At 74.5% G+C, this 26,955-nt stretch carries 22 protein-coding genes; 9 read left to right on the top strand and 13 right to left on the bottom strand.

Going from position 1 to position 26,955, the window contains the following annotated elements:
- Window positions 1-18: 18 nt before the first annotated feature.
- Window positions 19-1,314: a cation:proton antiporter gene (locus tag ACY0MR_RS33715; RefSeq protein WP_473557271.1), complete on the top strand. Its 1,296-nt coding sequence runs from the start codon at window positions 19-21 to the stop codon at window positions 1,312-1,314.
- Window positions 1,315-1,445: 131 nt separating this feature from the next.
- Here ACY0MR_RS33715 and ACY0MR_RS33710 read toward each other — a convergent pair whose 3' ends face one another.
- Window positions 1,446-2,018, bottom strand: a complete 573-nt coding sequence (locus ACY0MR_RS33710; protein ID WP_473557267.1) for a type 1 glutamine amidotransferase domain-containing protein — start codon at window positions 2,016-2,018, stop codon at window positions 1,446-1,448.
- A 619-nt stretch (window positions 2,019-2,637) separates the two neighbouring features.
- Here ACY0MR_RS33710 and ACY0MR_RS33705 point away from each other — a divergent pair.
- The 4 genes from ACY0MR_RS33705 to ACY0MR_RS33690 all read left to right on the top strand — a co-directional run bounded on the left by ACY0MR_RS33705 (window position 2,638) and on the right by ACY0MR_RS33690 (window position 5,804).
- The gene (locus ACY0MR_RS33705) at window positions 2,638-3,054 is read left to right on the top strand and encodes an STAS domain-containing protein (RefSeq protein WP_473557265.1); all 417 of its coding nucleotides are present in this window, start codon (window positions 2,638-2,640) and stop codon (window positions 3,052-3,054) included.
- Window positions 3,051-3,665, top strand: a complete 615-nt coding sequence (locus ACY0MR_RS33700) for an SRPBCC family protein (RefSeq protein WP_473557264.1) — start codon at window positions 3,051-3,053, stop codon at window positions 3,663-3,665. Before ACY0MR_RS33705 ends, ACY0MR_RS33700 begins: the two co-directional genes overlap by 4 nt.
- Window positions 3,666-3,831: 166 nt before the next feature.
- Entirely contained in the window at window positions 3,832-4,797 is a 966-nt protein-coding gene (locus ACY0MR_RS33695) for an LLM class F420-dependent oxidoreductase (RefSeq protein WP_404084938.1), read from the top strand.
- Between the two features lie 425 nt (window positions 4,798-5,222).
- Complete coding sequence (locus ACY0MR_RS33690) at window positions 5,223-5,804, top strand: SixA phosphatase family protein (RefSeq protein WP_388798109.1); 582 nt, start codon at window positions 5,223-5,225, stop codon at window positions 5,802-5,804.
- Between the two features lie 15 nt (window positions 5,805-5,819).
- Here the strand turns inward: ACY0MR_RS33690 and ACY0MR_RS33685 are convergent, their stop codons facing one another.
- The gene (locus tag ACY0MR_RS33685) at window positions 5,820-7,022 is read right to left on the bottom strand and encodes an MFS transporter (protein WP_473557261.1); all 1,203 of its coding nucleotides are present in this window, start codon (window positions 7,020-7,022) and stop codon (window positions 5,820-5,822) included.
- Window positions 7,023-7,078: 56 nt separating this feature from the next.
- Here ACY0MR_RS33685 and ACY0MR_RS33680 point away from each other — a divergent pair, with 56 nt between their 5' ends.
- Complete coding sequence (locus ACY0MR_RS33680; protein ID WP_473557259.1) at window positions 7,079-7,657, top strand: CGNR zinc finger domain-containing protein; 579 nt, start codon at window positions 7,079-7,081, stop codon at window positions 7,655-7,657.
- Window positions 7,658-7,738: 81 nt separating this feature from the next.
- Here ACY0MR_RS33680 and ACY0MR_RS33675 read toward each other — a convergent pair whose 3' ends face one another.
- From ACY0MR_RS33675 to ACY0MR_RS33630, 10 genes are all read right to left on the bottom strand, one after another.
- On the bottom strand, window positions 7,739-8,896 hold the full coding sequence (locus ACY0MR_RS33675; protein ID WP_473557257.1) for a polyprenyl synthetase family protein: 1,158 nt from the start codon (window positions 8,894-8,896) through the stop codon (window positions 7,739-7,741).
- Entirely contained in the window at window positions 8,893-10,029 is a 1,137-nt protein-coding gene (locus ACY0MR_RS33670) for a tetratricopeptide repeat protein (RefSeq protein WP_473557254.1), read from the bottom strand. Before ACY0MR_RS33670 ends, ACY0MR_RS33675 begins: the two co-directional genes overlap by 4 nt.
- A gap of 241 nt (window positions 10,030-10,270) precedes the next feature.
- Window positions 10,271-10,921: a DUF4360 domain-containing protein gene (locus tag ACY0MR_RS33665; protein WP_361859188.1), complete on the bottom strand. Its 651-nt coding sequence runs from the start codon at window positions 10,919-10,921 to the stop codon at window positions 10,271-10,273.
- Window positions 10,922-11,409: 488 nt separating this feature from the next.
- Window positions 11,410-12,168 (bottom strand): carbonic anhydrase, encoded by a 759-nt coding sequence (locus ACY0MR_RS33660; protein WP_473557252.1) that lies wholly within the window; start codon window positions 12,166-12,168, stop codon window positions 11,410-11,412.
- A 128-nt stretch (window positions 12,169-12,296) separates the two neighbouring features.
- Window positions 12,297-13,388, bottom strand: a complete 1,092-nt coding sequence (locus ACY0MR_RS33655) for an aldose epimerase family protein (RefSeq protein WP_473557249.1) — start codon at window positions 13,386-13,388, stop codon at window positions 12,297-12,299.
- Between the two features lie 134 nt (window positions 13,389-13,522).
- Entirely contained in the window at window positions 13,523-14,629 is a 1,107-nt protein-coding gene (locus tag ACY0MR_RS33650; protein WP_473557247.1) for a LacI family DNA-binding transcriptional regulator, read from the bottom strand.
- Window positions 14,630-14,807: 178 nt separating this feature from the next.
- Complete coding sequence (locus ACY0MR_RS33645) at window positions 14,808-15,857, bottom strand: ABC transporter permease (protein WP_392865889.1); 1,050 nt, start codon at window positions 15,855-15,857, stop codon at window positions 14,808-14,810.
- A complete protein-coding gene (locus tag ACY0MR_RS33640; RefSeq protein ID WP_473557245.1) occupies window positions 15,854-16,828 on the bottom strand; it encodes an ABC transporter permease in 975 nt (324 codons plus the stop codon). The genes ACY0MR_RS33645 and ACY0MR_RS33640 overlap by 4 nt, the downstream gene beginning before the upstream one ends.
- Entirely contained in the window at window positions 16,825-18,606 is a 1,782-nt protein-coding gene (locus ACY0MR_RS33635; RefSeq protein WP_473557242.1) for a sugar ABC transporter ATP-binding protein, read from the bottom strand. Before ACY0MR_RS33635 ends, ACY0MR_RS33640 begins: the two co-directional genes overlap by 4 nt.
- 577 nt (window positions 18,607-19,183) lie before the next feature.
- Window positions 19,184-20,275 (bottom strand): ABC transporter substrate-binding protein, encoded by a 1,092-nt coding sequence (locus ACY0MR_RS33630; RefSeq protein WP_388797417.1) that lies wholly within the window; start codon window positions 20,273-20,275, stop codon window positions 19,184-19,186.
- Between the two features lie 955 nt (window positions 20,276-21,230).
- Between ACY0MR_RS33630 and ACY0MR_RS33625 the strand changes: the two genes are divergently transcribed.
- Both ACY0MR_RS33625 and ACY0MR_RS33620 read left to right on the top strand, forming a co-directional pair.
- Entirely contained in the window at window positions 21,231-24,500 is a 3,270-nt protein-coding gene (locus ACY0MR_RS33625; protein ID WP_473557240.1) for a LamG-like jellyroll fold domain-containing protein, read from the top strand.
- A gap of 180 nt (window positions 24,501-24,680) precedes the next feature.
- Window positions 24,681-25,052, top strand: coding sequence for a DoxX family protein (locus tag ACY0MR_RS33620; protein ID WP_404084961.1), 372 nt, complete (start codon window positions 24,681-24,683; stop codon window positions 25,050-25,052).
- Window positions 25,053-25,194: 142 nt separating this feature from the next.
- Here ACY0MR_RS33620 and ACY0MR_RS33615 read toward each other — a convergent pair whose 3' ends face one another.
- Window positions 25,195-25,737, bottom strand: a complete 543-nt coding sequence (locus ACY0MR_RS33615) for a MarR family winged helix-turn-helix transcriptional regulator (RefSeq protein WP_473557237.1) — start codon at window positions 25,735-25,737, stop codon at window positions 25,195-25,197.
- Window positions 25,738-25,819: 82 nt separating this feature from the next.
- On the opposite strand from ACY0MR_RS33615, the gene ACY0MR_RS33610 reads away from it, so the two are divergent.
- The gene (locus tag ACY0MR_RS33610) at window positions 25,820-26,941 is read left to right on the top strand and encodes an amidohydrolase family protein (RefSeq protein WP_473557235.1); all 1,122 of its coding nucleotides are present in this window, start codon (window positions 25,820-25,822) and stop codon (window positions 26,939-26,941) included.
- Window positions 26,942-26,955: the final 14 nt, after the last annotated feature.

Below are 26,955 nucleotides of genomic sequence, written 5' to 3'. Positions count from 1 at the left end.
CGTGACGAAAGGCGCAGCGTGTCCACCACCCACACCCTCGCGGCGGGAGCCGGGACCACCGGAGTCCTCTACGCGCTCCTGGGGCTCGGAGCGCTCGCCGCCGCCGTCCTGCCCCGGCTCGTGCGCCGCAGGCCCCTGTCGATGCCCATCGTCTTCCTGGCGGCCGGTGCGCTCTCCGGTCTGCTGCCGCTCCCCGTGCCGGACCTCGACCCGTCGGCGAACCGTGTCTGGGTGGAGCACCTCACCGAGCTCTGCGTGATCGTCTCCCTCATGGGGGCCGGCCTCGCGCTGAACCGGCCCTTCGGTTTCCGCTCCTGGGCCGGACCGGGGCGGCTGATCGGGATCACGCTGCCCCTCACCGTCGGTGCGACGGCGGCGCTGGCCTGGCTGCTCCTCGACTGGCCCTGGGCGAGCGCGCTGCTGGTCGGCGCCCTGCTCGCGCCGACCGACCCGGTGCTGGCGGCGGAGGTGCGTGTGGGTGAGCCGACGGACGAGGAGGACGACGAGGACGAGGTCCGCTTCACGCTCACGGCCGAGGCGGGCCTCAACGACGGGCTCGCGTTCCCCTTCGTCCTCGCGGCGCTCGCGCTCGCCGCCGCCGGAAGCGCGTGGGCGGAGGTGGACTGGGCGCGGTGGTTCGGCGTCGACCTCGTCGCGAAGGCGGCGATCGGTGTGGCGGTCGGTCTGGTGCTCGGCCGGCTGCTGGGCCGGATGTTCTTCCGCGCGGGAGCGTCGTCCCTCAGGCTGTCCGAGCACATGGAGGGGTTCGTCGCCCTCGCGGCGACGTTCCTCGCCTACGGCCTGGCCGAACTGGCCCGGGGGTACGGCTTCGTCGCCGTCTTCGTCACCGCCTGCGCGGTCCGGGCCGCGGAGCGCGGCCACGGCTACCACAAGGTGCTGCACGGGTTCACCGAGCAGATCGAGCGCCTGCTGACCGCGGGGCTGCTCTTCCTCCTCGGCCACTACCTGGTGGCCACCGGACTCGCGGCCCTGACCTGGCAGATGGTCCTGCTCGCCGTGGCGCTCATCGTGGTCGTCCGTCCCCTCACGGGATGGCTCGCCCAGCTCGGCTTCGTGACGGGTCCGAGGGAGCGGGTGGTCACGGCGGTCTTCGGGCTGCGGGGCATCGGCTCCCTCTTCTACCTCGCGTACGCGCTCGGCCACCACGGCTTCGAGGGGCAGGCGCGTGACCTGTGGGCGCTCACCGCCGTCACGGTGTCCCTGTCCGTCCTCCTCCACGGCATCGGCGCGACACCGGCCATCGGCCACCTCGACCGGCTGCGCACCGTCCGCCCGCGCGACGCCCCGCCCTGACGACGGGCGCCGCCGCGCGGTCCTCTCCTCAGAGCCGTGGCGACCGGCCGTCGACCGCAGCCAGGCCCCCTTCGACACGACGCGGAGCCGGATCCGTCTCCGGATCCGGCTCCGTCTCGGTGCGGTCCGGGTCAGTTCCGAGCCCCGCCACCGCCGGAACGCAGGGCGTCGGCGATCGCCGTGGTGAAGGCGTCGAGGTCTCCCGGATTGCGGGAGGTGATGAGGGTGTGCCCTCCGGAGGTGTCCACGACGACCTCCCGGTCCGTCCAGGTGGCGCCCGCGTTCTCCAGATCCGGCCGGAGCGAGGGGTACGAGGTGAGGTCGCGTCCCCGGGCCAGGCCGCTGTCCACGAGGAGCCACGGTCCGTGGCAGATCGCCGCGACGGGCTTGCCGGCCTCGGCGAAGGCCGCGAGGAGGCGGCGCGCGTCCGGGTCGGTCCGCAGCTGGTCGGCGTTCACGGTGCCGCCGGGCACGACGACCGCGGCGTAGTCCTCCTCGGACGCCTTCGCCAGGGTCGTGTCCGGCGGGACGACGGCGCCCGGGTCGCGGTCCGAGACGACGGTCCGGACCGCTTCGTCCTTCTGGGCGGCGACGGTGACGGCGGCTCCGGCCTTGCGGAGGTCGGCGGCAGGCCGGACCAGTTCGTCCTGCTCCGTACCGAAGTTCGTCGTGAGGATCAGTACCTTCTTACCCGCGAGTGACATGTTCTCTCCCTGCTGGTGTGGGGCTTCTTCCGGGGCGTCCGAGCGGTTCCCGATCGGCCGCCGTCCCGGGGCGGGCTCGCACCGTCTCCCGAGGGCCGATGGGCCCCGGTGCGCGGGGCCGGGGGCGGACGCGGCGACGCTCCCACGGGAGGCGCCGGGTCGACTCCAGCCGGTCACCCGCCTCTCTCCCCTGCTGCCCGCTGCCCGCCGCCCCACGCACCGGTGAGCCCATCGGGCACATCGGACAGGTCGGACAGGCGCGCGAGAGCGGTCGGGTGATCCGCCGCGTCGGAGGTGACCCTCCCCGTCCCGGTCGTCCCGGCGGGTGCGTACGGAAGCACCCGGTCTGGACCGGAGAACCGCTCCGGCGACGGTTGCGCCGACGAGGAGCGGGCAGCCGCCCGGGGAGAAGCGCTCACCACGCGCGCGTAGGCGGTGGCACGCCCCGGCGCCACCGTCCCAGGCCGGGCGCCGCACGCTCCCGGCCCCTCCGGATCGACCGACTCCTGCCGGATGCGAGCAACGTGACCCAGAACCGACCCCCCCCTCCTCCGCGACCCTCCGTCCGCAGGCGGTCGCGGCGCACCCGCAGGAGCGGCGGGACGACGGCGAGGCCTTCGTGGTGCGCGAAGCCGCGTCCGGATGCGGGACGGTCGTCCTGACCCTGGTCGGTTCGTTCGGCGTCAGCACCGTGGCCTGTCTGCACGAGGCACTCAGCGAAGCCCGGCTCGACCGGGCGCCCCATACGGTCCTCGACCTGGCCGGCGTCACCTTCGGCGACTCGGCCCTCCTCCACGAGCTGCTCACCGCTCACTTCTCGCACCGGGACCTGCTCCTGCTCGGGCCCGTTCCCCGTCACCTGCACCACCTTTTCCTGCGCACGGGCACCCTCCGCCTGTTCGCCTTCGTCCCGGACCGCCGGTCGCTCCCCTGGGAGCGCGAGCCGCGCATCGCCGGGATTGCGGCCGACATCGTCGGGTACGCGCGGAAAGACACCGCATTGTTCCCGACTCGGGCAGGAGAGACACCGCCATGAGCATGGTGAAGCAGACGATCGACGTGGACGTCCCGGTGCGCAACGCGTACAACCAGTGGACGCAGTTCGAGGAGTTCCCGAGCTTCATGGAGGGCGTGGAGGACGTCACCCAGATCGACGATCGGCACTGCCACTGGCAGACGAAGATCGCGGGCGTCCGGCGTGAGTTCGACACGGAGATCGTCGACCAGCTGCCCGACGAGCGCATCTCGTGGCGCACGGTCGGCGGCGACGTGCAGCAGAAGGGCGTGGTCACCTTCCAGTGGCTCGACGAGAGCCACACCCGGGTGAGCCTCGCCATGGACGTGGAGCCGCACGGACTCGCCGAGAAGGCGGGCGACGCACTCGGCATCCTCGACCTGCGGGTCAAGGAGGACCTGAAGCGCTTCAAGGGCTTCATCGAGGAGCAGGGCCACGAGACCGGCGGCTGGCGCGGCCGCGTCAGCCCCTCGGACATCGGCGGGGGCCACGCCGGCACCGCGACGCCGCCCGACGCGCCGGTGCGCGAGGCTCCGGGCCCGATGGGCGCGCCCGGCCCGACGAGCACGTCCCCGGACACGCCGGGGGCCTGGCCCACGCCCGGCGACCACCGCGGTCCCGGCCCGGTCTGAGTCGACCCGGCGCCCGCGCCTCGCGCACGACGTCCGCCGCCCGCCCCCGTACCGTTCGGGGGCGGGCGGCTGTCTGCGCACACCGGAGCACCCGGCACTGGACAGGAATCACCCCGAAGAGCCGATATGCCCGTTTCGAATCCGCGATCGCGGCAAGCAGCCCAGCATGATGCAGATCGGGTACACGATGATGACCGAGCAGGCGGGCCCGCGTGAACTGGTCGACCACGTGGTGGCGGCGGAACGCGCCGGCTTCGACTTCTCCGTGATCTCCGACCACTCCTTCCCCTGGCTGGAGTCGCAGGGGCACGCCCCCTACGCGTGGAGCGTCCTCGGGGCCGCGGCGCAGGCCACCTCACGCATCCCACTGATGACATACGTGACCTGCCCGACCTTCCGGTACCACCCGGCGGTCGTCGCGCAGAAGGCGGCGACGCTGCAGCTGCTGTCCGAGGGCCGGTTCCGGCTCGGTCTCGGCTCCGGCGAGAACCTCAACGAGCACATCGTCGGCAGGGGGTGGCCCTCGGCCCGGGTCAGGCTGGACATGCTGGACGAGGCCGTCGGCATCATCCGAGACCTGTTCTCGGGCGATCAGGTCACCCGGCACGGTCGCCACTTCCAGGTCGACGACGCCAGGCTCTGGGACGTCCCGGCGACACCTCCGCCCATCGGCATCGCCGTCTCGGGCCCCCGCTCCTGCGCGCTCGCCGGGCGCCACGCGGACCTGCTGATCGCGACCGAGCCGAAGGCGTCGCTGCTGGAGGACTTCTCCGCCCACGGGGGCGCGGGCAAACCGCGCATCGGCCAGATGCCCGTCTGCTACGACCCCGACCGCGACGCGGCGATCGCCCGCGCCCACGAGCAGTTCCGGTGGGCGCTCGGCGGGTGGCGGCTCAACGCCGAGCTCCCCCTGCCCGGCGGTTTCGAGCAGGCCTCCGCGCACACCCGCGAAGAGGATGTGGCGAAGGGCATCCCGTGCGGCGACGACGTGGAGGCGGTCGTCGATGCGGCCCGCGCCTACGCCGAGGCCGGCTTCACCGACCTCGCCCTGGTGCAGATCGGCGGTGCGCAGCAACTGCCCTTCCTCCGCTGGGCGGAGACGGAGCTGCTGCCGGCCCTCCGCGAGCTGTGACGGGACCGGCACAGGCCCGGCCGCGGCGACCGGCTTCGTCGTCGCGGTGGTGCGCACCGCCGCCGAGGCCGCCGGACCCGACCGGTGAGCGCGTGGGTGGACCCGCCTCCGCCTCGCGGCGACCGTACCCGCGCCCGTCGGCGCCGTAGCCCGCGCTCCCCCGCGTCGCGACACCGCGCCCCGCCGGCCGCCCGGAGCCCGCACTCCCCCGTGTCGCGGCACCGCACCGCGCCCCGCCGGCCGCCCGTAGCCCGCACTCCCCCGTGTCGCGGCACCGCACCGCGCCCCGCCGGCCGCCCGTAGCCCGCGCTCCCCCGGTCGTGGCACCGCGGGCGTCGGGCCCGTACGCTCCGGACGTGTCGTCCTCCATCGAGACTCCCGAGCAGCCCGGCGCCGTCCGGGACCGTCCGCGCCGACTCCTCGTCATGCGCCACGCCAAGAGCGCCTGGCCGGAGGGCGTCGCCGACCGGGACCGGCCCCTAGGCCCGCGCGGACTGCGCGACGCCCCGGCCGCGGGTCGGTTCCTCGCGGAGAGCGCCGGGCGGCCCGACCTCGTCCTGTGCTCCCCCGCCCGGCGCGCCCGCGGGACCTGGGAACTGGCCGCCGCCGCACTGGACGGTCCGGTGCCGACCCGTCTCGACGCGCGCGTGTACGGAGCCGACGCCGCCGAACTTCTCGACGTCCTCCACGGCGTGCCCGACGAGGTCGGCACCCTGCTCCTGGTCGGGCACAACCCGGGCCTCGAGGAACTGGTGCTGCTGCTCGCCGCCGGGACGGAGGAGGCGGCCGGCGAGGAAGGGACAGCCGGGGCGGACGGCCCCGCCCGGGCCGCCGGGGTGGACGCGGTCCCGCCCGGGCCCGACGGCCTTCTGGAGCGGGTCCGCGCCAAGTTCCCCACCTCCGCGATCGCCGTGCTCACCTGGCACGGCACGTGGACCGGTCTCGGCGCGGGCGGCGCCCGCCTGGCCGACCTGGCGGTCCCCCGCGGGGCGCGCCGGACGTCCTGAGCGGAGACCGGGCGCTCAGCCCGATGTCACGCGGTCCGCGGGTCGCCTCGCGGTGGCCGCCGGGAGCAGGAGGTGGACCAGCGCCGCCGCGACGGCCACGCCCGCCGCGAGGACGAGGGTGCCGGTCGGCGACCGGGTCGCGACCGGGCCGGCCAGCGCCGCGCCCACGGCGAAACCGGTGATCTTCAGGCTGGCGCCCGTGGTGAAGATCTGGCCGCGCAGGTGTTCCGGGGACTCGCGGTGACGGACCGTGAACAACGCGGCCAGCTGCGGGCCCTCGCCGATCCCGAGCAGGAGGGCGGCCGCCACGAGCGGGACCGGCCGGCCCGAGGCCGCCAGGAGCAGCGCGCCCGCCTGCACCAGGGCGCCGGCCCGGACGATCACGTCGGGGGCGGTCACGCGCGGGAAGCGGGCGAGGACGGCGGTCGCCGCCATGGCCGAGACGGCCGCGCAGGACAGCAGCAGCGCGCCGCGGCCTGCGCCGCCCAGGACCCGCTCGCCCAGCAGCGGGAGGCAGGCCGCCAGCATGCCCTGGGCGGCGCAGGTGACGACCGAGGCGAGGGTGGCGCCGAGCAGCGGGCGCCGGTCCACGATGACCCGCAGTCCGGCGGCGAGGTCCTCGCGCACCGAGGTCCCCAGGACGCCCCGCGGTCCGACGGGACGGGAGGGGAGGAGCCACGCCGCCGGCAGGGCCGTGGCGACGAGGGCGACGGCCGCCACCACGGCCGCCGGCGCACCCGCCGTCTCGGCGACGACGCCGGCGAGTGCCGGTCCGGCCAGGCTCGCCGCGCTGAACGTCATGGCGTCGAGGGCGTTCGCCCGGGGCAGGCGGTCCCCGGGGACGACACCGGGCAGTTGGGCCGTCCACCCACCCGAGAGGGCCGGCCCCCACAGGCCCGTCAGGACCGCGATGAGCAGGGTGAGCGGGAAGGGCAGCCTGCCGAGTCCGAGGAGGGTCGCCCCCAGCCCCAGCGCGTACAGGAGCAGGGCCGCGGCCAGCAGGCGTCCCGGCCGTCCGGCCCGGTCGAGGAGCGCCCCGAGCAGGGGGCCGCCCACCGCGGCGGAGACGGTGATCGCCGCCAGGAGCGACGCCGCGTCGCCGGACGAGCCGGTCAGGGCGAATCCCGTCAGCATCAGGGCGGGTCCGGACATCTCGTCGCCGGCGCGGGCCGCGACCGCGCCGGCGAGATAGCCGGGCAGCGAGTAACGCTTCGTCATGAGCGTGACGTTACGCAGGTAACTGAAAACTCATCAAGATGCGTTACATTCGCCCCATGCCCCCTCCTCGTGACGACTGGTCCACCCGGCACTCGGTGCAGGCCACCGCGCAGCGGACCGCCGCCCTGCTCAACGTCCTCGCCGACGAATCCCCCGATCCGGCGGAAGTCGCCGCCGTCCTGCGGGCGTACGGCGAGAGCGACCCGCTGGAGCTCACCCCGCGTGACGCCGCCGGAATGCGCGCGGCCGCGTCGCTGCTGCGGCAGGTCTTCGCCGCCGAGCACGTCGACGAGGCCGCCGCGGTCCTCAATCGCCTCCTGCGGGAGCACACCGGCCCGCTCCGCCTGACCTCGCACGACGGCGACAGCCCCTGGCATCCCCATCTCGACCCCGACGACGAGGCTCCCTGGGAGGAGTGGCTCCTCGCCTCGTCGTGCATGGCGCTGACCGTCCTCGTCTGGGACCGCCAGCGCCCGCCCGGCAGGGTCTGCGCCTCGCCCGGCTGCCGGAACGTCTTCGTCGCCCAGGGCAGCGGTCCCGAACGCCGTTACTGCTCCCGCAGGTGCGCGACGCGCGAGCGCGTGGCGGCCCACCGCCGGAACCTCGCCGCCGCGCCCCAGAGCGGCCCCTCCTGACGGCTGCCCGGCCGGTCCGGGCGCCGCGACCGCCGGCGGACCGCTCCCGGTCCGCGGACGGGCCCGGGCCGGCTCGGGTCGTCACCACGTACGGTCGAGCAACTGCGTGAACAGCGCGTCCAGTTCCCGCGCCGCCCGGCCGGCCGCGAGCGCCGCGTGTCCGGCCGGGAGTCCCGCCCGCCCCGCAGGCAGGGCCTCCCGCAGCGTCCGGCGCGCCGCGTCCAGGTGCCGGCGCGCCTCCTCACGCGTGCCGGTCCGGCCGCCCGCCTCGTCCACGAGCGCGGCGGCCCGCTCGGCGGTCTCGCCGTCGACCGGCCCGACGGAGTCGAGGAGTACGCCGAGTTCGCGGGCGGCGGCGCCCCCGTCGGCGAGGGCGACGAGGACCGGATAGGTCTTCTTGCCCTGCCGGAGGTCCGCGTGGACGGGTTTGCCGGTCACCCGCGGGTCGCCCCAGACGCCGAGGAGGTCGTCGACCGCCTGGAACGCGAGGCCGAGGTGGCGGCCGGCGCGTTCGAGCGTGGCCACGGTCCGCTCGGGCGCGCCGCCGAGGATCGCGCCCAGCGCCAGCGCGCAGCCCAACAGGGCTCCCGTCTTGTGCTCGGCCATCGACCGGTACTGCTCGGGCCGGACCGCTCCGGGGCCGCGCCAGGGGCGTTCCTCGAAGCGCAGGTCCTCCGCCTGGCCCGACACCAGGTCGTTCAGGGCCCGGCACAGGTTCCGTACCGCCTCCCCCGTGCGGTGGCCGGGCGTCTCGGCCAGGACCGTGACGGCCTGGGCGAGGAGCGCGTCTCCGGCCAGGACGCCGGGGCCGGTCCCGTACGCCTTCCAGACCGCCGGGCGCTGCCGGCGCAGCGCGTCGGCGTCCATGATGTCGTCGTGGAGCAGGGAGAAGGTGTGGACGAGTTCGACGGCGACGGCTCCCGGGACGGCCACGGCGCCGTCCGCGCCGACGGCCTCCGCGCCGAGCACGGCGAGGGTCTGCCGCACCCCCTTCCCCTCGGACCCCGCGGGGTCCGGGGCTCCGTCCCGGTCGGCCCAGCCGAGCGCGTAGGCCGCCATCTCGCCGGTCCAGGGGTGGAGGCGGCCGACGGCCTGGACGAGTGCGGGCCGGACCTGGTCGCGGCACCGTCCCAGGAGGGCGGTCGCCGGGATCCCGGGCCTCCCGACGGGGCCCGCCGGGCCGGGGGCGGCGCCGAACGGGGTGCGAGCCGCCGGGGCGGACGTCGGGACGGCCGTCATCGCAGCCCCTCCACGTCGGCCTTCCGCAGGGCCGCCACGCCGACCTCCGGCAGTACGGTTCCGGCCCGCCCCGCCTCCTCGGGGAGGGGCGTGAGGCCGAGTTCGGCGGCGGCCTTGTCGACCATGTCCCGGGCGTGCCGCAGTCCGATGCGGTCCAGCGTCGTGCGGAGCGCGGCCAGTTCGGCGGAGGTGTGCGCGGCGTCGCGGCCGAGCCGGGCGTCGGCCTTGACCAGTCCGAGTCGCGAAAGAGCCGTCCCGCGCGGCTCCTCCATCGCGCGGAACTCCTCCAGGGCCCGGGCGTACAGCTCGCGGGCCTCCGCGTAACGCCCCGCCCGGTACAGCACGTTGCCCCGCATCTTGTGGTTGTAGGCGAGGGCTCCGGCGAGGCGTACCTCCCGGCAGGCCTCCTCGGCCCGCGTCAGCAGGGACAGGGCCCGCTCCACGTCCCCGTCGCGCACGGACACCACGTCGGCGATGCCCCGCAGCGCCCAGGCCCAGCCGCGGCGGTCCTCGGCGCGGGCCGCCGTGTCGGCGGCCTCCTCGAAGAGGGCGAGGGCCCGGTCGTAGGAACCGGTGTTGCGGTGCATCTGGGCGATGCCCTCCAGGGCCCAGACGGTGTGCCGTGCCTCGCCCCGGCGGCGGGCCTCGGCGAGCAGCTGCTCGTGCAGCCGTCCGACCGCCTCGTAGTCGCCCTGGATGCGCCCGGTCTCGGCGAGTCCCGCCAGCGAGTAGCCCCGCACGACGACGTCCCCGCCCCGCTCGCCGGCCTCGGCAGCGAGGCCGAGCAGCCGGTAGGCCAGCCTGAGCGCGCCGCGCTGGCGGGCCAGCGTTCCGCCGCTCCAGAGGGCCCACGCCATGGCTCCCTCGTGGCCCGCGGAACGCGCCGCCCGGAAGCTCGCCTTCCACGCCCGGTCGGCCTCCTCGACGCGGCCGAGCCTTCGGCACGCCTCGGCCACGGCCAGTCCGCAGCGGGCCGCCTCCCGGGCGTCCCCGGCCTCCTCGGCCGCCCGGAGCTCCCGCACGCCGCGGTCGAGCACCTCCGGCAGAGAGGCGTTGACCGAGAGCGACCCCAGCGCCCCTTGGTACTCCGGCGCCGACGCCCTCGCCGGACTCTCCGTCACCTGACCTGCCATCAGAACCTCCTCGGGTCGGCTCGACGATCAAGCCGACGCGAGGATCAAGACGGTGTCGGGGGGCCCGGGTTCCGCATCGGTCGCAATCTCCGTCTCCGTACGGGCGGCCGGGTCATCCTCAAGTACGACGCGGGGCAAGGGAGTCCCCAGCGAGATGTACGCGGGCTCGGTGCGCGAGGGGGCTTCCGGGAGGCGTGCGGTGGGCGGCCGGGCGCGCGGGGCGCCGCGGCCGCCGCGGGCGTCAGCCGGCCGGGCACTCCTTCCACGCCAGGTGGTAGACGGTGCTGATGTCACCGTCCGTGGAGTCCATCGTCATGTAGCTGGTGGAGCCCGGGGCCGACGTGCCCGCGGTCACCCGGAGTTCGGTGTTGATGTTGAAGTTGCGCTGCACGCCGCAGGGCGCCCAGACCAGTTGCGCCCAGTCGGTGTCGTCGGTCGCCTGCCAGTTGTCCTCGTAGGGGCCCCGGAAGGTGTGGGTGCGGGAGGCGGTGCTCGGCGAGCCCTGGAAGTAGTACGAGGCCTTCTCCGTGCTGCTCGCCCCGCGCTGGAGCGAGGCGTAGCCCCGGTAGTCGGCGCTGGCGATGGCGTACGTGAACCCCTGCGGCACGTGGACCAGGAGGTTCAGCTGACAGTTCCGGCGGGCCGCGGTCGGGGAGGAGCCGCCGCCCACCTGCGCGAGGTACTCGCTGTAGGTGACGGTGAAGGCGGTGTTGTCCTCGGAGACGGCGATCGCGGCGGTGCCCAGCGGGCAGCCGGAGCCGTTGACCGTGGCGATGTCGATGACGATCCGGTCCGGCGGCGGGTCGACGATCGACGAGGGGCCGGCCTCGGCGGGCAGGGCCGCGGCGAAGAGGGCGACGGCCGCCCCGGTCACGAGCAGGGGAAATCTCATGCTTCTCCCATCCGGTGCTTCGTTGCCCGGCGGGCGCGGACGCACGGCTGCGTCCGCGCCACGGGCCGGGCTGCGGCGCGCCGGGCCCCGGCGACGGTCCTCGGGGGAGCACCGCGGCGGGACCTGGCGCGAGAGTTCGGAAGGGCCGGGATACGCAGCGGGGTAGTCCAACGGACAACGGTTGAACTATCATGCGTATGAGCTCTGTCCGGCCACCCCGCCGGTCCGAGCGGGGATGGTCGAATGCTAGGGGCCGGCGCGCTCCGGGACAGGGTGGAGCCCGGCCATAAACCGCCGCGCGGATCCCGACTTTTTGGCGTGGAACGGCACTTGGCACCGGTCGGAGCGGACGAGGCCCGGGGCCACGACGAGCCGGGATCCCCCGGTCACGGGCACGGGATGCCGGCCGGGGCGGACACCGGCCGGGGCGTGGACGGGGACGTCTCCGCGGGTGGCAACGGAGACGTCCCGGGCCCCGGCCGCCGCCGTCAGTCGGCGACGCGGTGGACCAGTTGACTGCTCAGTTCGTAGCGCGCGCCGACGACGGCGAGCCGGCCCTCAGCGATCCTGCCGGCGAGGTCGGGCTCGGCCGCGAGTTGTGCCCGCACCCGCCGCACCTGGGCCGAGATGGTGGCGTCGACGCGGGCGGCTCCCTCCTGCGCGTGGTCGATCGCGGGCCTGATCCGGTCGGCGAGGTACTGGATGTGGGCGGGAAGCCGCTCACCGGTCTGGTCCGCACGGACGGCCGCGGACACCGCCCCGCACGACGCGTGCCCGAGCACCACCACGAGCGGGATGCCGAGTTCCAGGACGCCGAAGGCGACGCTGCCGAGCACCGCCTCGTCCAGGACCTCCCCCGCGGAACGCACGGTGAGCAGATCGCCGAGGCCCTGGTCGAAGACGAGCTCGGGCGGGACGCGGGAGTCGACGCAGCCGAGGACGACGGCGAACGGATGCTGCCCGGAGACCAGCTCCCGTCGCACGGCGAGCGTCTCGTGGGGGTGCCGCTCGTGGCGGGTGCGCCAGCGCCGGTTGCCCGCCTCCAGCTCCCGTAAGGCGGTCTCGGGTGTCGTGGGGCGGGGCCTCGCGCGGCCCCGGGGGGCCGCCGACGCCGCGGAGGCGTCCCAGGCCCAGGAGCCGGCGGTCAGCGCCGCTCCGGTGACGGCGGTGCGCAGCAGCGTGCGACGCGAGGAGGAAGGGGCGGCGGGGCCCTGGGATATGGAGGGCCGAGGAACGGAAGAGGTCATACGAGGAACGTACGGCCCGGCGGGGCCGCCCGGCTTCCCCTTGCCCGACGCACAGGACGTCTTTGACGTCTCTTGGGCCGGTGCGGCACGTACGCGCGTGCCGCGGCCCCCCGCGGACGCCCGCGGGGTCAGCGCGGCCGGCTCCCGGGCCCGCTCGTGAGGTGCGGGAAGCGGAACTCCGTGCGCCGGTGGGCCGTCCCGCCGGGGCGGAGCACCGCGCTGGGGTACTCGGGGCGGTTGGGCGCGTCGGGGAAGTGCTGCGTCTCCAGGCAGACCGCGCCGTGGCGCTCGTGGCCGCGGCCGGTTCCGTCGGAGAGGGAGCCGTCCAGGCGGTTGGCGGTGTAGACCTGCACGCCCGGCGCCGTCGTCCACACCTCCATCACGCGCGTGCTCGCCGGCGCCGCCAGCCGGGCGGCGTACCGGAGGGGTCCCGGCTCGCGGCCCGGCAGTGCCCAGCAGTGGTCGAAGCCGCCGGCCCGGGCGACCTGCTCGTCGGTCGACCGGACGCAGTCCCCCAGCAGCCGGGGGGACCGGAGGTCGAACGGGGTGTCCGCCACGGCGTGGAGAGGGCCGAGGGGGATGCCGCCGTCGTCGACGGGCAGGTACGCCTCGGAGGCGACCTGGAGGGTGTGGCCGAGGACGTCTCCGGCTCCCGCCAGATTGAAGTAGGCGTGGTTGGTGAGGCTCACGACGGTGGGGCGGTCGGTGGTGGCCGTGCAGTCGACGGCGAGCGTGCCGGCCGCGTCCAGGGAGTACGTCACGGTGGCGTCGAGGGCCCCGGGGAACCCCATGTCGCCGTCGGGGCTGTGCAGGGACAGGCGGAGGCCGGCCGTCTCGCCGTCCGTCACGGGGTGCGCCTGCCACACCTTGCCGTCGAAGCCCCGGGGGCCGCCGTGCAGGGCGTGGCCGCGGTCGTTGGGCGGCACCTGGTGCGTCGTGCCGTCGAGGGTGAAGCGGCCGTGGGCGATGCGGTTGGCGTACCGGCCGACGAGCGCACCGAGGTACGGGCCCTTCTCGGCGTACTGGTCCACGGAGGTGAGCGACAGCACCACGTTCTCCGTGCCGCCCCCGGTGCCGGGGACGCCGAGGGCGTGCAGGACGCCCCCGTACGTGAGGACCTCGGCGTACACGCCGGAGGGGGACTCCAGCCGCCAGAGGCCGACGTCCTCTCCGCTCGGGGCGGTGCCGAACGGCCGGTGGCGGACGGTGGGTCGGAGCATGGCGAGTCCTCGGGGCAAAGGGGGTGGGGCGGCGGGTCGTGGCGGGGTGGCGCCGCGGACGGTGGGGCGGCGGGGGCTCCACGGGCGGCGGTCGGGTGCCGTGCGGGCCCCGCGGGCACGGGACCGCGGCGGCGTCAGGCGGGCGGGGCGGGCCGGTCGCCGTCGTCCGATTCGGAGAGGGTGGCGGCGGGGGCGGGGTCGACGGCGCCTGCGGCGCTGTGACCGGGGACGGGGCTGCCCCCGGTGGACTCCCGGACGACGAGTTCGTACCCGGGACTGATCCTGCGCGGCTCGGACGCCGGACGGCCGCTGAGGCGCTCGACCAGGCGGTCCACGGCCAGCCGGGCGATGGCGTGCTTGTCGGGGGCGACGGTGGTGAGGCTGATCGCGCCGAAGCGGCCCTCCTCGATGTCGTCGAAGCCGACCACGGCGATGTCCTCGGGGACGCGGAGACCGCGTTCGGTGAGCGTCCGCAGGGCTCCGAGGGCGATGAGGTCGTTGTACGCGAAGACCGCGTCGGGCCGCTCCCCCCGGTCCAGCAGCTCCGCCATGGCGGTCGCACCGTCGGACCGCCCGTATCCGTCCGTGGCGACCACGAGCGTCTCGGCCGGATCCAGGCCCGAGGCGACGAGCTCCTCCCGCCAGCCCCGCAGCCGCAGGTGCGCCGGCTGCCGCTCGCGGCCGGTCCGGGAACCGAGGAACGCGATGCGGCGGCGGCCCAGGCCCACGAGGTGGCGGACCGCCTCGCGCGCCGCCGCCACGTTGTCGATGGCGATCTGGTCGTACGGCGCCTCGTACTCCCGCTCGCCGAGCAGCACCAGCGGCGAGGTCTCCTGACGGGCGAGCAGGTCCGCGGTCTCCAGGTGGATCGGGCTCAGGATCAGGCCGTCGATGACGTGCGAGCGGAACTCCTGGCAGACCAGCAGCTCACGCTCGCGCAGCCCGGCGGTGTGGTCGACGAGGACGGTGTAGTCGTGCTGGGCCGCGGCGTCGATGATGGCGCCCGCCAGCTCGGCGAAGTACGGGTTGCCCAGCTCGGGCACGGCGAAGGCGATGATGCCGGTGCGTCCCTTGCGCAGGTGGCGGGCGGTGAGGTTCGGCCGGTACCCGAGCTCGTCGATGGCCTGCTGCACCTTGGCGCGCATCTGCGGCGTGACGTGGGGATAGTTGTTCACGACGTTGGACACGGTCTTGATCGACACGCCCGCCCGCTGCGCGACGTCCTTGAGGCTGACGCCCACGGCACTCCTCTGCTTCGGCTCCGGATCCGCTCGGGATCCGCTCACTGGATCGGCTCTGGGTCTGGCGGGAGGGGCCCGGGACGCCCGGGGCGGGGGTGCGCTTCCGCCCCGGGGACGTGCCCGGACCGTGCCCGGTCCGCCGGCGGACCGGGCGGGGCCGAGCAGGATCCGTCCCTCGTCAGACGGTACTTCGGCTCCGCGACAGGTAGCGCTGGGCGACGACGACGAGGATGAGGAATCCACCGCTGACCACCGACTGGTACGAGGAGTTGAGCGTGCCGATCTGGTTGATCAGGTTCTGGATCACCGCCAGCAGCAGGACGCCCCACAGGGTCCCGCTCACCGAGCCGGCGCCGCCCACCAGCAGCGTCCCGCCGATGACGACGGCGGCGATCGCGTCGAGCTCCATGCCCGCGCCGATGATCGTGACGCCGGAGGAGAGCCTGGCCGCGTTGATCGCTCCCGCCAGGCCCGCGAGCAGGCCGCTCAGCAGGTACACCGTCACCTTGGCGCGGGCCACGGGCAGGCCCATGAGGGTGGCGGCGTCGCTGCTGCCGCCGACGGCGAACAGCGTCTGGCCGAACGAGGTGCGCTGGAGCACGAGCCCGCCGATGCCGAACAGGGCGAGGGCGACCAGGATCGGGTAGCCGAAGCCCGCCACACTCCCCTGCCCGAGCTCGGCGAACGCCGAGTCCTTGGGGACCAGGTACGTGGTGGCGCCCTCGTCGGTGAGGGCGAGCAGCAGCCCGCGGGCCCCGAGGAGCGAGGCCAGCGTGACGATGAAGGGTGCCATGCCGGCCCGGGCGATCAGCAGGCCGTTGACCAGTCCGATCGCCCCGCAGACCGCGAGCGGGACGAGCAGGGCGGGCAGGACGCCCCACTGCGAGGCCCAGGCGGCGAGCACGCCGCCCAGCGCGAACACCGAGCCGACGGACAGGTCGATGCCGCCGGTGATGATCACCAGGGTCATGCCGAGCGCGACGACGGCCAGGAACGAGGCCTGCACCGTCACGCCCCGCGCGTTGTCCAGCGTGGCGAAGGTGGGATAGACGAAGGAGGCGATCACGACGACGAGCAGCAGCACGGCGAGGACGCCCTGGCGCTGCACGAGCGCGGCGAGCCGTTCCCGGCCGGAGACGTCGGCCCGCCCGCGGTCGGCGGCGGCGCCGCTCCCGTGGGGCGCCGAGGGTGCGGTGCCCGGAGCGGCGAGCGAGGAGGTGGGGTTCATCGGGATCGGCGCTCCCGTGCGACGTAGACGGCGGCGATGATGATGACCGCCTGGGCGATCTGGGCGGTGGAGTCGGGCAGGTCGTGCTTGACGAGCGTGGCGCGCAGCAGCTGCATCAGCAGCGCGCCCGCGACCGTGCCGAGCACCCGGATGGATCCGCCGCTGAGCGGGGTTCCGCCGACGACCACGGCCGTGATCGCGGACAGCTCCATGAGGGTGCCGAGGGACGAGGGGTCGCTCGCGGTGAGGCGCGCGGTGGCCAGGACGCCCGCGAGGGCGGCGAGGACGCCGCACAGGATGTACACCCCGGTCAGCACGCGCTTGACGGGGAGTCCGGAGAGGGCGGCCGCGGACCGGTTGCCGCCGATCGCGACGACCTGGCGCCCGAAGGTGGTCCGGTGGACGAGGAAGGCGACCGCGAGCGCCAGGACGACGGCGATCAGGACGACCAGCGGGATGCCGAGGACGCTTCCGGTGCCCAGCGACAACAGGTCCGGGTTGACGATCTGCTTGAGCCGGCCGTCCGCCATCACGAGCGCGAGGCCGCGTCCGCCGACGAACAGGGCCAGGGTGGCCACGATCGGCTGCAGCCCGACGACGGACACGAGGGCGCCGTTCACCGCTCCGACGACGGCGCCGGCGAGCAGCGCGATCAGCAGGGCGGGGACGAGGCCGTAGCCCAGGTACAGCGGCAGCAGGGCCGCCGCGAGGGCCATGGCCGACCCCACGGAGAGGTCGACCCCCTCGGTGCCGATCACCAGCGCCATGCCGAGCGCCACGATGACGATCGGGGCGACCTGGATGAGCTGGGTGCGGAGGTTGCCGACGGTGAGGAAGTGCTCGGTGAAGAGGGCGTTGAACAGCAGGAGCGCCGCCACCGCCGCGTACACGCCGTACTCCTGGAACCAGGCCGGGGCACTGCGCCGCGCGGCGGTGCCGGCCGGCGGCGCGGCGGTCACCTGGGTGGTCATCGGGGGTCCTCCTCGGCGTCCTCGGCCGTGGCGCCGCCGGACGTGGTGACGGCCCGCTCGGGGGCGGGGGTCTTGGTGATGGCGGGCTCCGGGGCGGCCGCCTCGGTGACGGCGGGCTCGGCGGGGCCCTCGGGGGCGGGGGGCGCGGGGGCGGCCGTCTCGGCGGCAGGGGGTGCGGGGGCGGCCGTCTCGGCGGCAGGGGGTGCGGGAGGCGGTGCGTGGTCCGCGAGTACGGCGAGCAGCTCGCTCTCCGACACCCGGTCCCCGGTCAGTTCACCCGCCGTCGCCCCGTTCCTCAGGACGACGATCCGGTCCGATCCCTCGACCAGTTCCTCGATGTCGGACGAGATCAGGAGGACGGCGAGCCCCTCCTGGGCGAGTTCGTCGATGAGGGCCTGCACCTCCGCCTTGGCCCCGACGTCGATCCCGCGGGTGGGTTCGTCGAGCAGCAGCACCTTCGGTTCGAGGCAGAGCCAACGCGCCAGGAGCACCTTCTGCTGGTTCCCGCCGGACAGTTCGCCGACCTTCTGCTCCGGGCTGGAGGCCTTGATCCGCAGTCGCTTCATGAAGACGTCGACGACGCGGTCCTGCCGCGCGCGCGAGACGATGCCCGCCCGCGAGAGCCGGGGCAGCGCCGCGAGCACGATGTTCTCGCGCACCGACAGGCCCGGCACGATGCCCTCGGCCTTGCGGTCCTCGGGCAGCAGGCTGATCCCGGCGCGGATGGCGCTCGCGGAGGAGAACCGTTCCAGCGGCGCGCCGCCGACCGCGATCCGCCCCGAGTCCAGCGGCAGGGCGCCGGCGAGCGCCTTCGCCGTCTCGCTCCGGCCGGAGCCCAGCAGACCGCCGAGCCCCAGCACCTCCCCGGGGTGGAGCTCCAGCGAGACGTCGTCGAGCTGGTGCCTCCTGACCATGCCGGTGGCCGTGAGGACGGGCTTGCGGGCGATGTCGTGCCCCTCGCCCGCGAAGCTCGTCGTGCCGTGCCTGCGCACCTCGGAGAGCTCCCGGCCCAGCATCATGGAGACCAGCTGCATCCGGTCGAGCGCCGCCAGGTCTCCGGTGTGGATGTGCCTGCCGTCGCGGAGCACCGTCACCCGGTCGCAGATCCGGTAGAGCTCGTCCATCCGGTGACTGACGTACACGACGGCGATGTTCTGCCGGCGCAGGTCGCCGATCACCCGGAACAGCGTCTCGACCTCGCGCGGCTCCAGGGAGGAGGTGGGCTCGTCCATGACGACGACGTCGGCCCGGACCGACACCGCGCGGGCGAGCGCCACCATCTGCTGCGCGCCGATGCCCAGGGTGTGCAGCGGACGGCGCGGGTCGACGTCGACGCCGAAGCCGTCGAGGAGGGCCGCGGCCTCGGCGTGCATCCGTGAGAAGTCGATCAGCCGGAGGCGGGTACGGGGCTCGCGGCCGAGGAAGATGTTGCGGGCCACGCTCATCAGCGGCACCAGGTTCACCTCCTGGTAGATCGTGGAGATGCCGGCCTGCTGCGCCTCGAAGGGGCGCGAGAAGTGGACGGGTCGGTCCGCGAGCAGCAGCTCGCCGCTGTCCGGTCGGTGGACGCCCGTGAGCACCTTGATGAGGGTGGACTTGCCCGCGCCGTTCTCACCGACGAGCGCATGGGTCTCGCCGGCGCGGAGCGTGAACGACACGTCGTCGAGGGCCACGACGCCGGGGAATCGCTTCCCGACGCCGCGCGCTTCCAGCACCGTCGGCGCGAGCGACGGCACGGTGCCGGTCACTGCGGACGGGGCCGCTTCGGGGGGTGCCATGAGCCTGGCCTTCCGGAGTGGTTCGTGTGGGTGAGGAGGGGGAGTGAGGTGTGGCGGGGCACTGGTGAGGAGGCGGGGCGGAGGGGCCGGGCCCTTCGTGGCCTCGCCTCACAGGGGAGACGGCAGCGGCCGCGCCCGTGCCGGTCGGGGCCGGGTCCCACCCGGCCCGAGACGCCCGCCCGGCCTGACGCGGGGCGGGAGTCTCGTACGGGGCGGTCCGGCCCCGCAGGGGGCGCCGGGCGCCGGAGACGCGGAGACACATCCGCCGCGCCCGGGACCCCGCGGGCGGGGAGGGCCCGTGGCGACCCGGGCCGGCCGCCCTGGCCGTGGCGACCCGGGCCGGGCCGGGGGGTGGTGGTGACCCGGGCCGGGCGGGGCACGGTGGTGCCCCGGCCCGGGCCGACTTGGCGGTGGTGGCCCGGGCCCCCGCCCGCCCGTCCCGCCTCCGGTCACCGTTCCAGGGGGCCGGGTGACCATCCGGCCCGGTGACCCGGATGCCGGAGCTGCCGGGTGAGCGGGAGATCCGGGGGCCGGACACGCCGGGTCACCGCGGGGCCGGCGGGGCAGAGACGCGGCGTCAGTACGCCCCACCGAGGGACGCCTTGGCGTTGGACGGGTCGTAGGAGCGGTCCGAGATGATGACGTCCTCGGGGATGCCCTCACCGGCGTAGAACTTCTGGGCGGTGGCGAAGGCCAGCGGGCCGAAGCGCGGGTTGGACTCGATGACGGCGTTGAGCTCGCCGTTGGCGAGGGCCTGGACGGCGTTGCGCGTGCCGTCGATGGAGACGACCTTGACGTCCTTGCCCGGTGCCTTGCCGGCGGCCTTGAGCGCCGTCACGGCGCCCAGGGCCATCTCGTCGTTCTCCGCGTAGACGGCGGTGATGTCGGGCTTCGACTGGATGAGCTGCTCCATGACCTGCTGGCCCTTGTCACGGGCGAACTCACCGGTCTGCTGGGCGACGATCTCGATGCCGGGCGCCTTGGCCCCGATCTGGTCGACGAATCCCTTGGTCCGGTCGGTCGTCACGCTGTTTCCGGAGGAGCCGAGGAGGATCGCGACCTTGCCCTTGCCGCCCGTCGCCTTGATCATCGCGTCGGCGGCGCGCTTGCCCTGCTCGACGAAGTCCGAGCCGAGGAAGGCCAGGTAGTCCTTGCAGGCCGTCGCGTTCACCTTGCGGTCGATCGTGAGGACCGGCACCTTCTTGGCGGCCGCCGCCTGGAGGGCCGGCTCCAGGCCGTCGGAGTTGAGCGGGGCGACGATCAGGAACTGCGCCCCCTGGGCCAGCATGTCCTGGATGTCGCTGATCTGCTTGGAGAGCTGCGACTGCGCGTTGGTGGTGAGCAGCTTCTTCACTCCGAGCTTCGCGGCCTCGTCCTTGATCGACTGGGTCTCGGCGATGCGGAAGGGGTTGGCCTCCTTCTCCGACTGGGAGAAGCCGACGACCGCGTTCGCGAGGTCCAGCTTGGGGGCGCCGTAGGCGGTCAGCGAGCAGCCGGATCCGGTGGCCGCGGACGCCGTGGGGGTCTGGACGACCTGCGCGCCCTGGCTGCTGTCTCCGCCGGCCTGGTCGGAGGTCTCGGACTTGGCGCAGCCGCTGAGCGCCAGCGTGGTGGTGGCGGCCACGAGACAGGCGAGGGAGAGCACGCGAGTTCTCTTCGGAAGGGGCATGTCAAGACACTCCTTGGCGGGGGACAGCACCGCCGAGTGGCGTGCGGTCGCGCGGGGATGGGAAACGTTGTCGTCCTGCCGGGGAAGGACGTGCCTGCCCGGCCGAGACGAGCCCGAACTGCGGAAACGCGGCCTCGATACCCTCGGATGACCGGGCGGCGTCGGCGGCTTTACAACGTTATAACTGCGCCGTGGAGCGCTCGGCAAGGGTTCGGAGCGACGTTTCCTGAACGCGCTCTCACGCCCCGGTCCCGCCGCCGGACGCCGTGCCCGGGGCCCGCTCGACGGAAGGGTGCGAGAGGTCTGGACAGCCGCCGGACAGCGTGCTGTCATTCCGCTGCACGCCGATTTCCAACGTTGGAATGACGGCCGGCCCTCGCCGTCGGCCATCCCGTGCCCGCACGGTGTCGTGCTCGGACGCCGTCGGTTCCCCGCCACCGCGGACACCTCCGCGGACACCCCCGCGGTGGCACCGCTCGACCGCCGGACGACCACGGTCCGGGCGCGCCGCACCGGCGCCGTACGACCACCGCACGGCGCGTCGCACCACCGCCCGACGGGAGCCCCGTTCGGCGCGTCGCACCACCCCGCACCACCCGCACCACCCCGCACGATCCCCGTACGGGCCGCGCCGGCGCCGTACGAGAACTCCGCACGACGCGCACCACCCCGTACGGGAACCCCGTACAGCACCGCACGACGCCCCCGTCCGGCCACCGCACACGACGTCCGCCGCCCGGCACGACTCCCCCGGCCCGCGTACGGCCTCCGCACGACCGGCGTACGCCGACCGCGCGGGCGCCTCGGCCGGGACGGGGGGCCCGACCGCCCGCCGACCCCGACCCGCCCCCTTCCCCCGCCCGCCCCGCGACCCCGGCGGCACGGCACGGCGGTTCAGCCGCCGTGCCCCCGTCCGGCACGCCTCCGATTCCCCTCCGCCACAAGGAAAGACCGAATGACACCACGACACTCCCGCACCAGACTGTGGGCCCTGCTGACAGCGGCGGCCCTGGTGCTGCCCGGCAGCGCCCTGCTCCCCGTCGCCGCGGCGGCCGGACAGCCCCGCGGCACGAGCGCCTCCCCCGCCGAGAACGCCGCCATCGAGGTACACGGCCTGAAGGGCGAGTACTTCAGCATGTCCGCGCCGGGCGCCCGGGACTTCGCCACGCTCGGCGGCACGTCCCTGGACCCGCAGGTCGACTTCTCCGGCCTGACCGGCACCTTCCAGAAGCTCACCGGCCGCTCGGAGCACACCACGGCCCGCTGGACGGGCCGGATCGAGGCGCCCGTCACCGGCGACTACACCTTCTACGGCATCGGGGACAACGGCTTCCGGCTCTTCATCGACGGCGAGCCGGTCATCGACCACTGGGTTCCCGACTGGGACAAGGAGCAGACGAGCGCCGCGATCCGGCTCACCGCGGGCGAGAAGCACGACTTCCGCCTGGAGATGTTCCAGGACACCGGCGGCGCCAACATGTTCCTGCGCTGGTCGACACCGACGACGGGCAAGCAGCTCGTACCGGAGTCGGCCTTCACCCCGCCCGCGGACTTCGAGGTGTATCCGGTCGACCTGACCGTGGACGAGAGCGGGCGCCGGCTGCGCGCCCGGTTCGAGGGCGGGGTCTCCGACCTCGCCGCCGTGAAGGAGCACCTCACGGTCGAGGCGGACACCACCCCCATGCCGATCCGCTCGGTCGCGGTCGCCCCGGGCGACCGGAACTCCGTCCTCGTGACGCTCTCCGAGCCGGTCCAGAAGGGCCAGCGGGTCAGGGTCGACTACGACGGGAAGGGCGGCCTGAAGAACGGCGGGGAGACCGTCCCGCAGATCGTCCGCTCGGCGAAGAACTCCTCCACCCACCGGCTCACCACCGAGTGGGGCGACCGGCTGGACGAGAGGAGCCCGCTCCCCGAGTACCCGCGCCCCCAACAGGTGCGCGGCAGGTGGAAGAACCTCAACGGCCCCTGGCAGTTCGCCGGCGCCGACGCGGGCGAGCAGCCGGTCTTCGGCAGGGACCTGGACGAGAGGATCGTCGTGCCGTTCCCGGTCGAGTCGCAGCTCTCCGGCGTCGAACGGCACGAGGACCACATGTTCTACCGCCGCCTCGTCGAGGTGCCGAAGGACTGGAAGGTCGGCACGGGCGGCACGAAGAACCGTCTGAAGCTCAACTTCGGCGCCGTCGACTACCAGGCCCGGGTGTGGGTCAACGGCAAGCAGGTCGCCGAGCACACCGGCGGCTACAACGCCTTCAGCGCCGACGTCACCGACGCGATCAAGGGCACCGGCCCCCAGGAGGTCGTCGTCGCGGTCACCGACACCGGCGGCCGGAACCAGCCCACCGGGAAGCAGTCCACGAACCCCGGCGGCATCTTCTACACCCAGTCGTCGGGCATCTGGCAGACCGTCTGGATGGAACCGGTCGCCCCGGTCTCCATCGACGACGTCGTCACCACCCCCGACATCGACACCGGCAGCCTGGCGGTCACCGTCGCGTCCGACGACGCCACGTCCGGAGCGCGCGTCGAGGCCGTCGCCAAGGACGCCCGCGGCAAGGTCGTCGGCCGGGTCAGCGGCCCGCCCAACACGGAGCTCCGGCTGCCGGTGGCCGGTCAGCGGCTCTGGAGCCCGGACGACCCGTACCTCTACGACCTCGACGTGAAGCTGGTCCAGGGACGGTCGAGCGACACCGTCGAGAGCTACTTCGGCATGCGGAAGATCTCCGTGGAGAAGGTCGGCGGCTTCCAGAAGCTGGTGCTGAACGGCAAGCCGATCTACTCCCTCGCCACCCTCGACCAGGGGTTCTGGCCCGACGGCCTCTACACCCAGCCGAGCGACAAGGCCCTCGCCTTCGACCTGGAGGCGCACAAGAAGCTCGGCTTCAACGCCGTGCGCAAGCACATCAAGGTGGAGTCGCCGCGCTGGTTCTACCACGCGGACCGGCTCGGCCTGCTGGTCTGGCAGGACTTCGTCTCGGGCGATCTCACCGACGAGACGGGCCACCGGGCCTTCGTCGACCAGGGCCGCGAGATGATGCGCCAGCACCACAGCTCCCCCTCCGTCATCGGCTGGATCGTCTTCAACGAGGGCTGGGGCGAGTGGGACCGCGAGGAGACCGGGCGGATCGCCGAGGCCGTGAAGGCGGCCGACCCGTCCCGTGTCGTCAACGCCCACAGCGGGGTCAACTGCTGCAACTCGAAGGGTGATTCGGGCAAGGGCGACATCATCGACCACCACGACTACAACAACACCGACCCGGCGTTCCCCGACGCCCGGCGGGCCGCCATGGACGGTGAGCACGGCGGCTTCACCCTGCGCGCCCCCGGGCACATGTGGCCCGGCGCGCCGACCGTGATCTACAGCGGCGTCGCCGACAAGGAGGCGCTCACCCGCACGTACGTCGAGAACACGGAGAAGTACTACCTCGAAGCCGCCGGCGCCGAGCTCTCCGGCTCGATCTACACACAGATCTCCGACCTGGAGAACGAGCTGAACGGCCTGTACACGTACGACCGCAGGGAGATCAAGGTCGACCCGGTGCGGGTCCGCGAGATCAACCGGAAGGTCATCGCGGCGGGCGCGGCGGCGGGCGAGCGCGACCGGCTGACGGGCGGCGGGTCGTGGTCCCTCGACGAGGGCACCGGGACGACGGCGCGGGACGCGGGCCCGAACGCCGCGGACCTGAAGCTGTCCGAGGGCACGGCCTGGGCGCCGGGGGTCAGGGGCAGCGCGCTGAGGTTCGACGGCCAGGGCCGGTACGCCGAGACCGCGGGTCCCGTGATCGACACCACCGCCGACTACTCGGTGTCGGCCTGGGCGACGCTGGACTCCCTGCCGGGCAACTACGCGACCGTGGTCAGCCAGGACGGCCGGCGCCAGGAGAACCCCTTCTATCTGCAGTACGGCCAGGGCGCCTTCGCCTTCAGCACGCCCGGCGGGATCCGCGCCCGCTACGCGACCACGCCGGAGACGGGCCGCTGGTACCACCTGGTCGGGGTCCGCGACACCGCGAGGAACGAGATCAGGCTGTACGTCGACGGCGCCCTCGTGGCGACGGCGACCCCCGGCCCCGCCGAGGTCGGCACCGGTCCGCTGTCCGTGGGCCGCGCGAAGTGGGGCGGCGGGAACGTCGACTTCTGGAAGGGCGCGGTGGACGAGGTCCGCGCCTTCGACAAGGCGCTCACCTCCGAGGAGGTGGCCGCCCTCCACTCGCAGCAGAAGCCGTGACCCGCGGGGCGGCGCCGGTCCCGCGCCGCCCGTGAGCCGCTCCGCCCGTACGTCTCCGGCCCCTCGGGCCGGGCGTACGGGCGGAGCCGTCCGCGTGCCGGGGGACGTTCCCTCCGCACTTACCGGCCGGTAGGGTACGGGGGTCACCGTCGGCCGCAGCCTCGACCCCGAAGGAATCCGATGTCACGGTCCGCCCGCTCCGCCCTCCTGCTCGCCGGCCTGCTCGCCACGGCGGGGGTCGCCCACTTCACCTCCCCGAAGCAGTTCGACGCCGTCGTGCCGGAGTCCCTGCCGGGCGATCCGCGGACCTGGACCCAGGTCAGCGGGGTGGCGGAACTGGCCCTCGCGGCCGGCCTCGCGGTGCCCGCGACCCGCAGGGCGAGCGCCCGCGCCACGGCCCTGTTCTTCGCCGGGGTCTTCCCGGCCAACGTCAAGATGGCGTACGACTGGCGGAACCGCTCGCCCAAGGCGCGGGCGATCGCCTACGGCCGGCTGCCCCTCCAGGTCCCCCTGATCCTGTGGGCGCGCAGCGTCGGCCGCACCGGGGCCTGACAGCCGAAGGACCACCGGGAGGCCGGCCCGCACCCCCGGCCCACCCCCTCGGCCCCGCGCAGGCGACGGCCCGCGCCCCGGAACTCCCCGGCCGCCCGCGCCGGGGAGCCCCGCGCGGCCGGGCCTGCCTCCGCCGGGCCGCTCAGCCCTTGCGCGATCGCAGCAGCGTGCGCAGGGCGTCGTCGAGGTGCCGCCGTTCGTCCTGGTCGAGGTCCGCGACGAGATCTCCCAGGGACTCCACGAGAGCGGTGAGCGCGGCGTCGACCACCGCGAGCCCCTCCTCGGTGAGGGTGACGCGGAAGCTGCGCCGGTCCTCGGCGTCCAGCGTGCGCCGGACGAGACCGGCCCCCTCCAGACGGTCGAGCCGTTTCGTCATCCCGGCGCGGGACATCATCAACTCCGCCGACAGCACCGACGGGATCACGCTGTAGGGCGCTCCGCGCCGGCGCAGGGTGGCGAGCACGTCGAAGTCGCCCTTGTTGATCCCGTGGCGCTCCACGGCCCGTTCGCCCGCGGGGCCGACGAGAGTCTCGGCGACGAGCGCGATCCGCCCCACGAAGGCCAGCGGGGTCACATCGAGGTCGGGGCGCTCCCGCTTCCAGTCGGCCGCGATCCGGTCGACCACGTCCTCGTCGTCGCGCTCACCGCGCCCCTCGCCCCCGGGTGCGCCCTCGTCTCCGCTCATGCCTCCATCTTATTCACCCAGAGATAGTTAGCTGGAGTACTATCAGCGAGCGAACTAACTGCCGACCCTCCAGGAGGCCGTGGTGCCCACTCCTGCCCGCACGCTGATCCGCGACGTCCGCGTCTACGACGGCGCCCGCGCCCTCGAACGCGCCGACGTGCTCGTCGAGGGCGACCGGATCGCCGTCCCCGACCGCGCACGGCCCGCCGACGTGGAGATCGACGGAACCGGACGCACGCTGCTGCCCGGACTGATCGACGCCCACACCCACACCTTCGACGGGAGCCTCGCCGCCGCCCTGCGCCACGGCGTGACGACGGAACTGGACATGTTCTGCCTGCCCGCGAACCTAGGCCGCCAGCGGGCCCTGGCCGCCTCGCGCGACGACGTCGCCGACCTGCGCAGCTCCGGGATCCTCGCCACCGCCCCCGGCGGGCACCCCGCCCCGCTCATGTCCCTCATGGCCGACGGGTTCGGCGACGCCGTAGGCCCGTTCGACACCGTCTCCCGCCCCGAGGACGCCCCCGCCTTCGTCGCCGCCCGCGTCCGCGAGGGCAGCGACTACCTCAAGATCGTCATCGACGACGGGGAGACGGCCGGAAGCCGCCTCCCCGTCCTGGGGGCCGCCACCGCGGCGGCCCTCGTGGCGGCGGCCCGCGACGCGGGGCTGCGGACCATCGCCCACGCCGCCACGGCCGCCGAGGCCGCGACGGCGCTCGCCGCCGGGGTCGACGGCCTCGCGCACGCCTGGTGGGCGGAGGGTTCCGGCGCGCCCCCCACCCGGGAACTGGCCGAACAGGCAGCCGAGCAGGGCGTGTTCGTCGTCAGCACCCTCTCCTACGCCGAGGCCTCCGGCGCCGGGCGCCCCGACCGCGGCGCGTACGCCACCGAGGTCGTCGCGGCCCTCGCGACGGCCGGAGCGACCCTGCTCGCCGGGACCGACGCGACGCCCTTCGCCCCGCTCCACGGCGAGGGCATGCACCGCGAACTCGAACTCCTGACGACGGCCGGTCTCACTCCCGTCCAGGCCCTGCACGCCGCCACGGCCGCCCCCGCCCGGCACTTCGGGCTCCACGACCGCGGCCGGATCGCGCCGGGCCTGCGGGCCGACCTCCTCCTCGTCGAGGGGGACCCCACCCGGGACGTCACGGCCGTCCGCGCCGTCGCCGAGGTCTGGCGGCGCGGGGTGCGCCAGGCCCGCTGACACCCCGGGCGGCG

The sequence above is a fragment of the Streptomyces sp. JN8 genome, assembly GCF_055808075.1.
The sequence above is the reverse complement of the archived record's forward strand: the minus strand, read 5'-3'. Positions and strand labels throughout refer to the sequence as shown.

Excerpts from the sequence above, each read along its gene's own strand:
- ACY0MR_RS33710 (WP_473557267.1), bottom strand. The coding sequence starts at position 2,018 with ATGTCACTCGCGGGTAAGAAGGTACTGATCCTCACGACGAACTTCGGT.
- ACY0MR_RS33700 (WP_473557264.1), top strand. The coding sequence starts at position 3,051 with ATGAGCATGGTGAAGCAGACGATCGACGTGGACGTCCCGGTGCGCAAC.
- ACY0MR_RS33695 (WP_404084938.1), top strand. The coding sequence starts at position 3,832 with ATGATGCAGATCGGGTACACGATGATGACCGAGCAGGCGGGCCCGCGT.
- ACY0MR_RS33690 (WP_388798109.1), top strand. The coding sequence starts at position 5,223 with ATGCGCCACGCCAAGAGCGCCTGGCCGGAGGGCGTCGCCGACCGGGAC.
- ACY0MR_RS33685 (WP_473557261.1), bottom strand. The coding sequence starts at position 7,022 with ATGACGAAGCGTTACTCGCTGCCCGGCTATCTCGCCGGCGCGGTCGCG.
- ACY0MR_RS33680 (WP_473557259.1), top strand. The coding sequence starts at position 7,079 with ATGCCCCCTCCTCGTGACGACTGGTCCACCCGGCACTCGGTGCAGGCC.
- ACY0MR_RS33675 (WP_473557257.1), bottom strand. The coding sequence starts at position 8,896 with ATGACGGCCGTCCCGACGTCCGCCCCGGCGGCTCGCACCCCGTTCGGC.
- ACY0MR_RS33670 (WP_473557254.1), bottom strand. The coding sequence starts at position 10,029 with ATGGCAGGTCAGGTGACGGAGAGTCCGGCGAGGGCGTCGGCGCCGGAG.
- ACY0MR_RS33665 (WP_361859188.1), bottom strand. The coding sequence starts at position 10,921 with ATGAGATTTCCCCTGCTCGTGACCGGGGCGGCCGTCGCCCTCTTCGCC.
- ACY0MR_RS33660 (WP_473557252.1), bottom strand. The coding sequence starts at position 12,168 with ATGACCTCTTCCGTTCCTCGGCCCTCCATATCCCAGGGCCCCGCCGCC.
- ACY0MR_RS33655 (WP_473557249.1), bottom strand. The coding sequence starts at position 13,388 with ATGCTCCGACCCACCGTCCGCCACCGGCCGTTCGGCACCGCCCCGAGC.
- ACY0MR_RS33645 (WP_392865889.1), bottom strand. The coding sequence starts at position 15,857 with ATGAACCCCACCTCCTCGCTCGCCGCTCCGGGCACCGCACCCTCGGCG.
- ACY0MR_RS33640 (WP_473557245.1), bottom strand. The coding sequence starts at position 16,828 with ATGACCACCCAGGTGACCGCCGCGCCGCCGGCCGGCACCGCCGCGCGG.
- ACY0MR_RS33635 (WP_473557242.1), bottom strand. The coding sequence starts at position 18,606 with ATGGCACCCCCCGAAGCGGCCCCGTCCGCAGTGACCGGCACCGTGCCG.
- ACY0MR_RS33630 (WP_388797417.1), bottom strand. The coding sequence starts at position 20,275 with ATGCCCCTTCCGAAGAGAACTCGCGTGCTCTCCCTCGCCTGTCTCGTG.
- ACY0MR_RS33625 (WP_473557240.1), top strand. The coding sequence starts at position 21,231 with ATGACACCACGACACTCCCGCACCAGACTGTGGGCCCTGCTGACAGCG.
- ACY0MR_RS33620 (WP_404084961.1), top strand. The coding sequence starts at position 24,681 with ATGTCACGGTCCGCCCGCTCCGCCCTCCTGCTCGCCGGCCTGCTCGCC.
- ACY0MR_RS33615 (WP_473557237.1), bottom strand. The coding sequence starts at position 25,737 with ATGAGCGGAGACGAGGGCGCACCCGGGGGCGAGGGGCGCGGTGAGCGC.